This is a genomic window from Pseudomonas sp. CH235 (assembly GCF_004368175.1).
In the GTDB taxonomy this organism is placed as follows: Bacteria; Pseudomonadota; Gammaproteobacteria; order Pseudomonadales; family Pseudomonadaceae; genus Aquipseudomonas; species Aquipseudomonas paraglycinae.
Genome location: NZ_RRZJ01000012.1, coordinates 103,204 through 116,515 on the forward strand (window position 1 = coordinate 103,204; position 13,312 = coordinate 116,515).

General features: G+C 62.0%; 9 protein-coding genes and 1 pseudogene. 6 read left to right on the plus strand and 4 right to left on the minus strand.

The window, feature by feature from the left end:
* Positions 1 to 2: 2 nt before the first annotated feature.
* Together EIY71_RS15095 and EIY71_RS15100 are read left to right on the plus strand one after the other, a co-directional pair.
* The gene (locus EIY71_RS15095) at positions 3 to 665 is read left to right on the plus strand and encodes a response regulator (RefSeq protein WP_064379489.1); all 663 of its coding nucleotides are present in this window, start codon (positions 3 to 5) and stop codon (positions 663 to 665) included.
* Entirely contained in the window at positions 662 to 2,029 is a 1,368-nt protein-coding gene (locus EIY71_RS15100; protein WP_134022164.1) for an ATP-binding protein, read from the plus strand. Before EIY71_RS15095 ends, EIY71_RS15100 begins: the two co-directional genes overlap by 4 nt.
* 21 nt (positions 2,030 to 2,050) lie before the next feature.
* On the opposite strand, the gene EIY71_RS15105 is transcribed toward EIY71_RS15100, so the two are convergent.
* Together EIY71_RS15105 and EIY71_RS15110 are read right to left on the minus strand one after the other, a co-directional pair.
* Positions 2,051 to 3,313, minus strand: coding sequence for an MFS transporter (locus tag EIY71_RS15105; protein WP_134022166.1), 1,263 nt, complete (start codon positions 3,311 to 3,313; stop codon positions 2,051 to 2,053).
* Positions 3,314 to 3,410: 97 nt separating this feature from the next.
* Positions 3,411 to 4,298 (minus strand): LysR family transcriptional regulator, encoded by an 888-nt coding sequence (locus EIY71_RS15110; protein ID WP_064379494.1) that lies wholly within the window; start codon positions 4,296 to 4,298, stop codon positions 3,411 to 3,413.
* Between the two features lie 133 nt (positions 4,299 to 4,431).
* Here EIY71_RS15110 and EIY71_RS15115 point away from each other — a divergent pair, with 133 nt between their 5' ends.
* Both EIY71_RS15115 and EIY71_RS15120 read left to right on the plus strand, forming a co-directional pair.
* On the plus strand, positions 4,432 to 6,081 hold the full coding sequence (locus EIY71_RS15115; protein ID WP_134022168.1) for a GMC family oxidoreductase: 1,650 nt from the start codon (positions 4,432 to 4,434) through the stop codon (positions 6,079 to 6,081).
* An 81-nt stretch (positions 6,082 to 6,162) separates the two neighbouring features.
* Positions 6,163 to 7,785: an MFS transporter gene (locus tag EIY71_RS15120; protein ID WP_134022170.1), complete on the plus strand. Its 1,623-nt coding sequence runs from the start codon at positions 6,163 to 6,165 to the stop codon at positions 7,783 to 7,785.
* Between the two features lie 49 nt (positions 7,786 to 7,834).
* Here the strand turns inward: EIY71_RS15120 and EIY71_RS15125 are convergent, their stop codons facing one another.
* Positions 7,835 to 8,203 (minus strand): DUF427 domain-containing protein, encoded by a 369-nt coding sequence (locus EIY71_RS15125; protein WP_064379499.1) that lies wholly within the window; start codon positions 8,201 to 8,203, stop codon positions 7,835 to 7,837.
* Positions 8,204 to 8,374: 171 nt separating this feature from the next.
* Between EIY71_RS15125 and EIY71_RS15130 the strand changes: the two are divergent.
* Positions 8,375 to 9,588: pseudogene (locus tag EIY71_RS15130) on the plus strand (MFS transporter).
* A gap of 94 nt (positions 9,589 to 9,682) precedes the next feature.
* Here the strand turns inward: EIY71_RS15130 and EIY71_RS15135 are convergent.
* Entirely contained in the window at positions 9,683 to 11,089 is a 1,407-nt protein-coding gene (locus tag EIY71_RS15135) for a serralysin family metalloprotease (RefSeq protein WP_134022172.1), read from the minus strand.
* Positions 11,090 to 11,367: 278 nt separating this feature from the next.
* Here EIY71_RS15135 and EIY71_RS15140 point away from each other — a divergent pair, with 278 nt between their 5' ends.
* Positions 11,368 to 13,311 (plus strand): DNA topoisomerase III, encoded by a 1,944-nt coding sequence (locus EIY71_RS15140; protein WP_134022174.1) that lies wholly within the window; start codon positions 11,368 to 11,370, stop codon positions 13,309 to 13,311.
* Position 13,312 lies beyond the last annotated feature (1 nt).

The window sequence follows — 13,312 nt, forward strand, 5'->3', positions numbered from 1 at the left end:
GTGTGCGTTTATTACTGATCGAGGATGACGTGGCCCTCGGCGAGGGCATTCATCAGGCGCTGGGGCGCGAGGGTTACACCGTCGACTGGCTCAAGGACGGCAGCAGCGCCCTGCACGCCCTGCTCAGCGAAACCTTTGATCTGGCGGTGCTCGATCTCGGCCTGCCGCGCATGGATGGGCTCGAAGTCCTGCGTCGTCTGCGTGGCAGCGGTTCGAACCTGCCGGTGCTGATCCTCACCGCCCGCGATGCCACCGAAGACCGCATCGCGGGGCTGGATGCCGGCGCCGACGACTATCTGATCAAACCCTTCGACCTGGCCGAGCTCAAGGCCCGCCTGCGCGCCCTGCTGCGACGCAGTGCCGGACGCGCGCAGATGCTGATCGAACATGCCGGCATCAGCCTCAACCCCGGCACCCAGCAAGTCAGCTACCTGGGGCAGCCGGTGGTGCTCACGCCCAAGGAATATCAGTTGTTGCACGAACTGCTCTCGCCGCCGGGTCGGGTCATGACCCGCGACCACCTCACACAACTGCTTTACGGCTGGAACGAAGAAGCCGAAAGCAACACTCTCGAAGTGCATATTCATCACCTGCGCAAGAAATTCTCCACCGACCTGATCCGCACCATCCGTGGCGTGGGTTATCTGGTGGAGGAGCGCCGATGACCTCGATCCGGCGCCGCACCCTGACCCTGATCATCGGCCTGATGCTCGCCGGTCTGACCGTGCTCAGCCTGTTCAATCTGCACGACAGCAACCACGAAATCGCCGAAGTCTACGACGCGCAACTGGCGCAGAACGCACGGTTGCTGCAAGGTGTGATGCGCATGCCGTTGCCGGGGCAGGAGCACGCGGATCTTTATCGGGCGTTCAACTCGGCCCTGGCTGAAGCCGTGCCCAAGGGTGACGGCCATCCCTACGAGAGAAAGCTCGCCTTTCAGGTCTGGAATGCCAAGGGCGAGGTCCTGGTGCATACCGCCAGCGCGCCCTCCTTCAGCACGCCGCCGATCCAGCCAGGCTTCAGTGATGTGGTGGATTTGAACAAGCGCCACTGGCGGGCGTTTGTCCTGGAAGACCGACAGAACGGTTTGCGCATCTGGGTGGGTGAACGCGGTGACGTGCGAGCGGATCTGGTTGACCGGATCGTCCGCCATACCCTGTGGCCGAACGTGATCGGCAGCCTGATTCTTGCGGCGATGATCTGGCTGGCCATCGGCTGGGGGCTCAAGCCCCTGGCCAATATGGCGGCGACGCTACGCGCCAGGCACAGCGGCTCCCTAGAACCGCTGCAACTGACGCCGCTGCCCAGCGAACTGGAACCGATGCAGGCCGCGCTCAACCGCATGCTTGCGCAGATCCAGGAAGTGCTCGGTCGGGAACGCCGGTTCATCGCCGACGCCGCCCACGAAATGCGCACGCCGCTGGCGGTTCTGCGGGTACACGCGCAAAACCTGCTGGAAGCCGGCACCGAGCAGGAACGTCGCGAGTCACTCGAGTTTCTGATTGCCGGCGTGGATCGAACCAGCCGACTGGTCAATCAGTTGCTGACCATGGCCCGCCTCGAACCCAAGGCCAGTGCGCCTGCCAACCAACGCATCGACCTTGGCGACACCGTGCGCAACAGTCTGGTGCAACTCACGCCATGGTTGCTGAGCAAGCATCTGGAACTGGCCTTCGACGTCAGCGAACAACCTTTTCCAGCGTTCGCCGATGCTGCCACCATCGACATTGCCCTGAACAACCTCATCACCAACGCCGCCAACTTCTCCCCGGAGCAAGGCGTGATCAGCGTGCAATTGACCCGGGCCGACGGGTTTTACCATTTGAGCGTTGAAGATCAGGGGCCGGGTATCGATGAAGCGGACCGGGCACGACTGTTCGAACGGTTCTACAGCCGGGGCAATCCCGAGGGCGCGGGCCTGGGGCTGACCATCGTCAATACCATCGCAACGCGTCTGGGTGGGCGGATCACACTGGAAAACCGGGTCGAAGGTGGCCTGCGGGCGACGTTGTCGATTCCCGCCGGTTGAACAGGTCTTGCGAGCGTTGAGTCATGGCGCAACCATCGGCGGCGCCTTGCCTTGCAGGGTGATTGAGTCGGCATCGGGGCGCGACACCGTCTCCGGCACCGCCACCCAAAGCAGCACCAGCGCCGCCATCGCCACCCCCGCCAAGGTGAGGAACGCAACGCTGTACCCCGCCTCCTGAACCACAATCCCCGCCAGGCTATTGCTCAACGCTGCGCCCAGACCAAACACTGTCGAAATCGCCCCGAGGCTGACATTGAAATGCCCGGTCCCCTGCGTCAGGTCTTTCACCACCACCGGAAACAGCGCGCCGAAAATCCCCGCGCCGATGCCATCGAGCAACTGCACCGAAACCAGCCACCACGGATCGTTCGACAGCACATACAACACGCCACGCAACGGCAAAATCAGAAACCCCGCCAGCAGCAACGGCTTGCGCCCCCACAGATCGGCCTTCGCCCCCACCAGCAGCGCGACCGGCACCATCACCAGTTGCGCCGCGACGATGCAGGCAGACGTGAGCGGCGTGGCCATCTGCAGATTGGCCTGCGCCAGTTTCTGACTCACCAGCGGCAACATCGCCGCGTTCGCCAGATGAAACAGCGCGCAGCAAATCGCAAACATCAGCAACGGTCGGTTGGTGAGCAACACGGAAAGCCCCGAAGGCTGCTTGCCCTGCCCCGTTTCGCTGGGATTCAGGCCTCGGGCGAGATCGTGGTCAATCGCGTCTGCCGATACGAACGAAACGGCAATCACGCTGGCCAGCGCCATGACCGCCATCAGATAAAACACGGCGACCGGGCCGAACAGGTACGCGGACAAACCGGCCAACAACGCGGCGCAGGCGTTGCCGGCGTGATTGAAAGTTTCGTTGCGCCCGGTTCTTCGCGTGAAGGCACGAGGCCCGGTAATGCCAAGGGTGATCGCGCAAATGGCTGGCGCGAAGATCGAAGCGGCGACGGCACTGATGGCTTGCGTCACCGCCACCAGGCTGAACGACGCCACAAACGGCAGCAGTAGACAGCTTGCGGTGACCACCAGCGCGGCAATCGCAATCAGCGACCGTTTGAAGCGAGTGCTGTCGACCAGTGCGCCTGCCGGGGTCTGCGTGATGAGCGCGGCGATCCCGGCAATCGTCATCACCAGACCAATGCTCGCCGGCTCCCAGTGGTGAACCGCCAGCAGGTAAATCGCCAGATAAGGACCGAGCCCGTCACGCACATCGGCGAGGAAGAAATTCAGGCTGTCGAGGGACAGGTTATTGCGGCGATCGAGGTGAGTGGCCACGGGTAACGTCTTCGTTGTCGAGGTTCTGCGAGATGACTCAACCTCCGCAAATCGAATGACCTTTTGCCAAGCGTTTTAGTTGCATGAAACAGCTTCTTTACTGGCCCATCAACAACTCGCGCTCGCCTTCGCACAACCCCACCACGTAATCCCAGACCACCCGCAACCGCACCGACTTGTGCAACTCGCGCCGCGTACTGATCCAGTAGCTGCGCTCGATGCTCTCATCGGGCAACAGCGGCACCAGATCCGGGTCCGACGCGGCCATGTAACAAGGAAGAACTGCAATGCCGAGACCTGAGCGCGCCGCCTGCTGCTGCGCGATCACGCTGGTGCTGTGAAACACAACACGCGGGTTGCGACAGAAGCTGTTGAGAAACATCAGTTCCTGACTGAACAGCAGATCATCGACGTAGCCGATCCACGCGTGTCGTCCGAGATCTTCGCGACTGCGCAGCGGCGGCGCATTGTCGAGATAGGCGCGGCTGGCATAGAGCGCGAGCCGGTAATCGGTGAGTTTGCGGGTGACCAGCATGTCAGCTGCCGGCCGTTCCAGGTGAATGCTGATTTCCGCCTCGCGGTTGAGGATGCTGACGAAACGCGGCACCGCCACCAGTTCCACTTCCAGCCCCGGATAGCGTTCGAACAACCCGATCATGCGGCTGGCCAAAAACATGATGCCCAGCCCTTCCGTGACGCCGACGCGAATCTTGCCCAGCGGTGCGGTGGACTGGGTGATTTCTTCCTGGGCGAGCAGCGCGACGTTTTCCATCGCTTCGGCGTGTTTGAGCAGCGCCTCCCCCGCCGGGGTCATTTCGTAGCCTTGGGCGTGCTGGACGAAGAGCGCGGTGCCGAGGCTTTTTTCGATGGCCTCGATATGCCGGGCCACGGTGGCGTGGGTGGTGTTCAGGCGGCGGGCAGCAGTGAGCAAGCGGCCGCTGCGCTGCAACTCGAGAAAGAACCGCAGGTCGTTCCAGTCGAACATGGCTTGTCCTTGTCGGCTATCGTCAGGGAGCGCTGTTTGAAAACGCACAGCGGCTGCGCAAAAACTAACATTCTTTTGACGAAAGCTAACAACTAGGATGACCGACAACAAAAACAATAAGCGAGGTCAGGGAATGCAGACTTCCCTCGATGAATTCGATTACATCGTGGTCGGCGCCGGACCGGCCGGGTGTTTGCTGGCCAATCGGCTGTCGGCGGATCCGCAGCAGCGCGTGCTGCTGCTGGAAGCCGGCGGGCGCGACAACTACCCGTGGATTCACATCCCCGTGGGTTACCTGTTCTGCATCGGCAACCCGCGCACCGACTGGTGCTTCAAGACCGAAGAGCAACCGGGCCTCAATGGCCGCGCGCTGAGTTATCCGCGCGGCAAGGTGCTGGGCGGCTGTTCGTCGATCAACGGCATGATCTACATGCGCGGCCAGGCCAACGACTATGACGGCTGGGCTGCCGAGGGCAATCCGGGCTGGGCCTGGAATGACGTGCTGCCGCTGTTCAAGCAGAGCGAAAACCACTTTGCCGGCGCGGCGGACTTTCATGGCGACAAGGGTGAATGGCGCGTTGAACGCCAGCGCCTGTCGTGGCCGATTCTCGATGCATTCCGCAGCGCTGCCGAACAGAGCGGCATCGCCAGCATCGATGACTTCAACCAGGGCGACAACGAGGGTTGTGGTTACTTTCAGGTCAATCAGAAAGCCGGGGTGCGCTGGAATGCGGCGAAGGCGTTTCTGAAGCCGATTCGCGATCGGGCCAATCTCACGGTATTGACCGAAGTCGAAGTGGATCGAGTGTTGTTCGAGGACGGTCGCGCCTCGAAAGTCAGTGCCCGTTGGCAGGGTCAACAAAAGAGCTTCAAGGCGCGCAAGGAGATCGTGTTGTGCGCCGGCTCCGTGGGTTCGCCGAGCATTCTGCAACGCTCCGGAATCGGCCTGCGCCCGCTGCTGGAAAAGCTCGGGATCGGCGTCGTGCATGAATTGCCGGGGGTTGGCGGCAATCTGCAGGATCACCTGCAACTGCGCCTGATCTACAAACTGGAAAACGCCCGCACACTTAACCAGATCGCTGGCAGCGTGTGGGGCAAGATGGGCATGGGCCTGCGCTATCTGTATGACCGCAGCGGACCGTTGTCGATGGCGCCGAGTCAGTTGGGCGCGTTTGCCCGCTCGGGGCCGGAACAGACCTCGGCCAACCTCGAATACCACGTGCAGCCGCTGTCGCTGGAGCGCTTTGGCGAACCGCTGCACAGCTTCCCCGCGTTCACCGCATCGGTGTGCGGTCTACGTCCGCAGAGCCGGGGCCGGATCGAGATCCGCTCAGCCGATCCGCAAACCGCGCCGCTGATTCAACCCAACTACCTCAGCCATCCCGAAGACCTGCGCGTGGCCGCCGATGCGATTCGCCTGACCCGGCGCATCGTCAGCGCCCCGGCCCTGCAAGCCTTCAACCCGGTGGAATACCTGCCAGGCGCCAGCCTGCAAACCGAAGAACAACTGCACGAAGCGGCGGCGAAGATCGGCACGACGATTTTCCACCCGGTCGGCACCTGTCGCATGGGCAACGACGCGGACGCGGTGGTCGATGCGCAGTTGCGCGTGCACGGCGTACCGGGCCTGCGGATTGCCGATGCGTCGATCATGCCGCGCATTACCTCGGGCAACACCTGTTCGCCTACGCTGATGATTGCTGAAAAAGCGGCTCAGCTGATTCTCACCCCAACCGCCCGGAGTTTTCCCGCCGAAGAAAAAGCACTGACCGCACTCTCTTGACCAAAGGAACAGCGGCGCACGCCCACAAGGTCGGCGCCGACAGTGGAAACAACAAAAACAATCACTGTGAGGGATACCGATATGTCAGAACACGCTCAACCGCTGGACGCCGTGCGCAGCACGGACGCCAGCCCCGATACCCGAAAGGTCATCTTCGCCTCGTCCCTGGGGACGGTGTTCGAGTGGTATGACTTCTTTCTCTACGGCGCCCTGGCGGCGGTCATCAGCAAGCAGTTCTTCGCCGGAGTCAACGACACCACCGCGTTCATCTTCGCGCTGATGGCGTTTGCCGCAGGCTTCATCGTGCGGCCGTTCGGGGCGCTGGTGTTCGGTCGGTTGGGGGACATGATCGGGCGCAAATACACCTTCCTCGCGACCATCATCCTGATGGGCGTAGCGACCTTCGCGGTGGGCCTGCTGCCGACCTACGCCAGCATCGGCATCGCCGCGCCGATCATTCTTGTTGTGTTGCGCATGCTGCAGGGCCTGGCCCTTGGCGGCGAATATGGCGGCGCCGCAACTTACGTGGCGGAGCACGCGCCGATCGGCAAACGCGGTTTCCACACCAGCTGGATTCAATCCACTGCCACCCTCGGTCTGCTGCTGTCGCTGCTGGTGGTGCTCGGTTGCCGCTACTTCACCGGCGATCAGTTCGAAGTCTGGGGCTGGCGCATTCCGTTCCTGCTGTCGATCGTGCTGCTGGGCATTTCCACCTGGATTCGCCTGAGCCTGCACGAGTCGCCGGCCTATCTGAAGATGAAAGAGGAAGGCAAGACCAGCAAGGCGCCGATCCGCGAATCCTTTGGTAAATGGGAAAACCTCAAGGTCGTGCTGATCGCCCTGTTCAGCATCAACGCCGGGCAAGCGGTGACCTTCTACGCCGCGCAGTTCTACGTGCTGTTCTTCCTCACCCAGTTCCTGAAAATGGACCCCGCGGTGGCCAACAGTCTGCTGATCATCAGCGTGGTGATCGGCGCGCCGTTCTTCATCATTTTCGGCTGGCTGTCGGACAAGGTCGGGCGCAAACCGGTGCTGATGCTCGGCCTGCTGCTGGCCACCGCGCTGTACTTCCCGATTTTCAAATCCCTGGCCCACTACGCCAACCCGGCCATCGACCACGCCAGCCGTCAGGCACCGATCACCGTGGTGGCTGACCCGGCGACCTGCACCTTCCAGTTCGATCCGGTGGGCAAGGCCAAATTCGACAGCCCGTGCGACAAGGTCAAGACCTTCCTAGTCAAGCAAGGCCTGCCCTACTCCAGCGTCGCCGCCCCGGCGGGCAGCGCGGTGCAAGTGAGCGTCGGCGATGTGAAACTCGACGGCTTCGACGAAGCAGCCTTACGCGGCGCCATCACCCTCGCCGGTTATCCGCAACAGGCTGACATGCAGCAGATCAACAAACCGATGATCGTGGCCCTGATCGTCGGCCTGATCATCATCTCCGCCATGTGCTACGGCCCGCTCGCGGCGCTGATGGTCGAACTGTTCCCGACCCGCATCCGCTACACCTCGATGTCTCTGCCGTACCACATCGGTAACGGCTGGTTCGGCGGTTTCCTGCCGACCGTGTCGTTTGCGCTGGTGGTGTACACCGGGGATATCTTCTACGGGCTGTGGTACCCGGTGCTGATTACCGGGGTGAGCCTGGTGGTGGGGATGATCTGTCTGCGGGAGACTAAGAATATCGATCTGGACAAGAACTGATTGATAGACGTGTGGCGGGAGCGCAATGCCCTCGCCACGCTGCGAAATCTCAGACCTCCGCCTCCAGCAACTCAAACTTCACCTGATCGGGATAAAACGCCACATAGTCTTTGATCTGGCTCACCGAAATCTTCGGATTTTCGTACGTCCACACCGCATTCGCTCCTTCATGCCCCGGCACTTGCAGACTGAAATAGTTGGCATCGCCCTTGTACGGGCAGTAGGTGGTGTGGTCGGTGCGGGCGAAGTATTTCTCGTCGATATCCTCGCGCGGGATGTAGTAGACCGGCGGGTAATTGGCTTCGAGCAGCACCAGCGCTCGAGCCGAGGCGGCGACTTGTATGCCGTGGAATTTCACAAGGAGGCAGCCTGGCTGCTCGGCGATGGTGATGACGGGACTGGGACCGGAGGTTTTCATCGGTTTCTCCTGACTGCGGCGAAGGCACCGGTTCAGGTATAACCCATGCGGGGGCATCTCGTCGGGTTCGCAGCCGAACGGCCTTTCTTCGATCAGATATGACCGCCGCTTGCGGAGGCGGCGGATTCTGGTTTCATATCACGCCCAAAACGCCCACCGACAGGAGTCATCATGCGCAAGGATTACCTGGCTTTTTTCATCTCGCTGTTCCTGTCGCGGCTGGCGGATCAGATCCTGTTGTTCATCGTGCCGTTGGGGTATTCCAGACCACCAACAGCGCGTCCTGGGCGGGGCTTGCATTCTTCGTCGAGTCGCTGCCGCGTTTTCTCGCGTTTCCGTTGTGCGGGGCCCTGTGCGACAAGTTCTCGCCCATCAGAATCCTGCACATCAGTCAGGTCTACCGGGCGCTGCTCTGCGTGCTGGCAGTAGGGCTTTATGCCGTCTTCGGCGGTATCGCATGGCTGGTGGTGCTGTCAGCGCTGTGCGGCGTGCTGACGACTCAGGGCATCATGGCCCGCGAAGTGCTGATGCCGCATATCTTCCAACACTACAGCTACACCAAAACCCTTTCCTACTCGCAGATAGCCGACCAGACCGGACTGGTTCTGGGGCCCTTGGTGGCGGCATTGCTGCTGGAGGTTTCGGCTTGGCACTGGGTGGTGCTGTGGGTGGCCGGACTGTTCCTGCTGGCGGACCTCAGCATGCTGGTGTGGCAACGTTTCAGCCGTATCGCCCTGGAGGTGTTCGAGCAGCATCAGGACATCTGGCTGCAGCCTCTGCGCATCGCTTTCAGGCATATCCGCGAACTGGCGGAGCTGAAAAAGATCATCACCCTGGCAGTCGGGGTCAACCTGATTGTCGGGGTCACCCTGGCCACTTCGGCGGCCATGGTGCTCGGTCAATACAGCGCCGGCAAGGACGACTACGCCGTGCTGCAAGCGGCTGGCGCGGTGACCACCATCGTGATTCTGTTTTTCCTCGCCCGGGTGGTATTGCCGTTGCGCGTACTGGGTGGCGTTGCCTGTTCGATGCTCGCCGCCGGCGCCTTCATTAGCGCCCTGAGCCCGAACCTGGCGGGTTATGTGCTGGGTTTCCTGCTGATCGTCGGCTTCGACAAGATGTTCAACGTTTACATGCGCAGCATTCGCCAGCGAGTCATTCCCCCTCAGGACTTCGGCAAGACCGTGGGCGTGATCACCCTGCTCAACAACTTGTCACAACCGCTCGCGGGACTGCTTGTTGCGCTGCTCGCCGCGCCTTTGGGGGCACAACGTGTGATCCTGATCCTGGCTGTGCTGGCGACGCTGCTGGGCGTTGCGGCTCTCTGGTGGTTTGCCAGAGTACGTAATACATCCGCAGCTTCGATCCTCGAAACCGAGCAGTAACCGATTTCAATGTCGTAGAGCGATGTCCGAAAACAAAAAAACCGCAGCCTGCGAAGGACTGCGGTTTTTTCGTTTCAGATTTTCCGTTTTCAGATCAGGCGACGATATCGGTCGCCACGGCCTGCCCCACCACACCCACGGCGAAGTCCACCGAACCCTGGCCTGTAAGGTCGATCATCAGGCTGGTCTGGTTGGTCTGTTCGAAGTACGTAAGGATCGCATCGCCCGCGTGCCCGGTGAAGCCGCTGACGAAGTTCAGCGTGGCTGCGCCGGTGGCGAACCCGGCGATGCCCGACAGGTCGATCTTGTCCAGGCCGCTGGTGAAATCCATGATCCAGTCCGGCGAAGTCATGGTCGAGTCGCTGGCCGCACCGAACACGAAGGTGTCCGCGCCCTCACCGCCCCACAACGTATCACCGCCGCCACCGCCGTAAATGATGTCGTTGCCGGCACCGCCGATCAGGTCGTTGGCCGCCGCGTTGCCGATCAGCAGGTCATTGCCCGAACCGCCAATGGCGTTTTCCAGGGTCACGCCGTGGGCGATGGACACGTTGCCCACCAGACCGCCGACGTCGGAGAACGAACCTTCGTTGAGGTTGATCTTCTGGTTCTGGCTGAAGCCGGAGAAATCCAGGGTGTCGTTACCACCGCCATCCCACACCGAGAACACCACTTTGGAGGTGTTCGACGTGGCGCTATAGAAATCGCGATCGGCGTTCGAGTTGAAGCCGTACACGGTGTTGTCGGCACGGGTTTGGAAGTTGGCGCCGTAGAGTTTCTGCACCGCGACGATGTCGTCCATCAACGGTGCCGAGGCGTAGGCGCCGCTGCCGTCCTTGCTGAAGTTCTGGTCGGTGTTGGCTTCGCTCCAGTAGCTCATCAGGCTGTAGCCACGGGTGTCTTCGGCGTATTTGGCGTCGCCGTAGGTCGGGTTGCCGTTGCCGGCGTTGTAGGCGCCCGGGTGCGACAGGCCGAGGGTGTGGCCGATTTCGTGGGTCAGGGTCTGGCGCCCGTAGTTGTTGGTGTCCGGGGTCTTGTTGACCTGGTACTGATCGTTGATCAGGTACCACGATTGACCGTCGTAGCTGCTGCCCTGCGGCAGGTAAGCGAACGCTGCGCCACCAGTGCTGACGTCGTAGTTGCCGAAGGTCATGTGACCGTCGCCACCCTTGCCTTCGGTGAAGGTCACGTTGGCCACGTCCGACCACGATTGCATCGCCAGCACGGCCTGGGCCTTCTGCTGGGCGCTGAACTCGCTGAAGTTGCCGAGTTTCGGGTTGTAGTTCGACGGTTTGTCGGTCAGGAAGGTGTAGGTCAGATCAATCTTGCCGTCGGCGTTCTTGTCCTGCCACGACATGTCCTTGCGCAGGATTTCGTCGGCGGCCTGGTCGGCGGTGAACGACGGTTTGCCGTTGACGGTCCCGGTGCCGCGATCGTACAGGTGGCTGAAGGTGTCGACGGCGGTGAAGGCGCTGCTGGCCTGGGAGGAAGGTTGAGACATGGTGTACGTCCTTGTTTCTGAAGAGTCAGTGTCAGACAGAAAAACGGCGATCTTCTGGCGAGATCGTCCTGTCACTCGCCTTGTCAGGCAGATTGAACCTGCCACAGCCGCCAACGGGGGCGCTAATCAATTTCTCGATAGCGTCCCGGATTGCCCCGACGCACGCTGTCATGACCGGCAATCCATTTATCTGTATATCCATACAGATAAAAGTTGCCCGAACGCCCGACTCAGGCCATTCTGTGCGCCTCTTCGGGCAATGATCGACGACGGTGGTTATGCGGCTGTACCTCTGTGAAAAACCCTCCCAGGCCAAGGATATTGCGGCCGTACTCGGCGCCAAGCGTCGGGGCGACGGCTGCTGGCTGGGAACGGATGTCACGGTGACCTGGTGCATCGGCCACTTGCTGGAAACCGCCCCGCCGGACGCCTATGACGCCAGATACAAGCGCTGGGTGCTGGCCGACCTGCCGATCATTCCCGACAAATGGAAAATGACCGTCAAACCGCGTACCGCCAGCCAGTACAAGGCGGTCAAGCGCCTGCTCGGCGAGGCCAGCGAACTGATCATCGCCACCGACGCCGACCGCGAGGGCGAGATGATCGCCCGGGAGCTGGTCGAGCATTGCCGCTATCGCGGACCCATCCGCCGTTTGTGGCTGTCGGCGCTGGACGAAGCGTCGATTCGCAAGGCGTTGGCGTCGCTCAAACCGGGTGCTGAAACCTTCAGCCTGTATCACTCGGCACTCGGGCGCTCGCGGGCGGACTGGCTGATCGGGATGAACATGAGTCGCCTGTTCACCCTGCTCGGCCGGCAATCGGGCTATCAAGGCGTGTTGCCGGTGGGCCGGGTGCAGACGCCGACCTTGCGACTGGTGGTGGATCGCGACCGCAGCATCGCCGATTTCGTGCCGGTGGCGTACTGGGCCATCGATGTGCAACTGCTGCACAACGGCATGCCGTTCACGGCGCAATGGCGTGCGCCGAACGATGCCTGTGACGATCAGGACCGCTGCCTCAATCAGGCCCTCGCCCAGCAAGCGGCCGCCGCAATAAGCAGCGCTGCCAGCGCCCGGGTGATCAAGCTGCGCACCGAGCGCATGCGCGAAGTGGCCCCCCTGCCCTTCGATCTGGGCACCTTGCAGGAAGTCTGCTCGAAGAAGCTCGGCCTCGGTGCCCAGGAAACCCTCGACATCGCCCAGGCGCTTTACGAAACCTACAAAGTCATCACCTACCCGCGCAGCGATTGCGGCTACCTGCCCCTGAGCCAGCACAGCGAGGCGCCGGGGATTCTCGCGGCGTTGCGTCAGGCCGACCCTAGCCTCGAAGCGCTGCGTGAGCATCTGGAGCCACAGCGCCGCTCTCGCGCCTGGAACGACGCCAAGGTCAGCGCCCACCACGGCATCATCCCGACCGCTGCTGCGAAAAACATGGAGCGCCTGACCGGCAAGCACCGCGCGGTCTACACGCTGATTCGCGCACGGTATCTGGCGCAGTTCCTGCCCAATCACGAATACGACCGCACCCAGGCCGATTTCGATTGCGCCGGGGAAGCCTTGCGCGCGGTTGGCAAGCAGATCATCGAGCCGGGCTGGAAACGCGCGTTGCCCGAAGCACTGGCCCCGGCCAAGGGCCGAGAAGCCCCCGCGCCGCAAACGCTACCGACGCTGACCCAAGGTGCCGAATGCGCCGTGGCGGACGTGAAGCTCAAGGACCTGTGGACACAGCCGCTCAAGCCCTACACCGAAGGCGACCTGATCAAGGCGATGAAGAACGTCGCCAAACTGGTGGAAGATCCGCTGCTCAAGCAGAAACTCAAGGACACCACCGGCATCGGCACCGAAGCCACCCGCGCCTCGATCATTCAAGGGCTGCTGGATCGCGGTTATCTGGTGAAGAACGGCAAGGCGCTGTCCGCCACACCCGCTGCGTTCAGCCTGATCGACGCCGTGCCGCGCGCAATTGCCGATCCCGGCACCACCGCGATCTGGGAGCAGGCGCTGGACATGGTGCAGAGCGGCGAGATGAGTCTTGAAGAATTCGTTACCAAACAGGCGGCGTGGATGAGCAAGCAAGTAACCCGCTGCGCCGGGCTGAGCCTGACCATCAGCGGCCCGCCGCCCGCCGGCAAGGCCGCCGCGCCGTGGAAGAACAAACGCAAGGCCACCCGGCGCAAAACCACCGGAACCAGCAAGCGTGCGGCAAAACCGGCAGCCAAATAGC

Coding starts and splice junctions, on each gene's coding strand:
- EIY71_RS15100 (WP_134022164.1), top strand. CDS start 662: ATGACCTCGATCCGGCGCCGCACCCTGACCCTGATCATCGGCCTGATG.
- EIY71_RS15110 (WP_064379494.1), bottom strand. CDS start 4,298: ATGTTCGACTGGAACGACCTGCGGTTCTTTCTCGAGTTGCAGCGCAGC.
- EIY71_RS15115 (WP_134022168.1), top strand. CDS start 4,432: ATGCAGACTTCCCTCGATGAATTCGATTACATCGTGGTCGGCGCCGGA.
- EIY71_RS15120 (WP_134022170.1), top strand. CDS start 6,163: ATGTCAGAACACGCTCAACCGCTGGACGCCGTGCGCAGCACGGACGCC.
- EIY71_RS15125 (WP_064379499.1), bottom strand. CDS start 8,203: ATGAAAACCTCCGGTCCCAGTCCCGTCATCACCATCGCCGAGCAGCCA.
- EIY71_RS15135 (WP_134022172.1), bottom strand. CDS start 11,089: ATGTCTCAACCTTCCTCCCAGGCCAGCAGCGCCTTCACCGCCGTCGAC.
- EIY71_RS15140 (WP_134022174.1), top strand. CDS start 11,368: ATGCGGCTGTACCTCTGTGAAAAACCCTCCCAGGCCAAGGATATTGCG.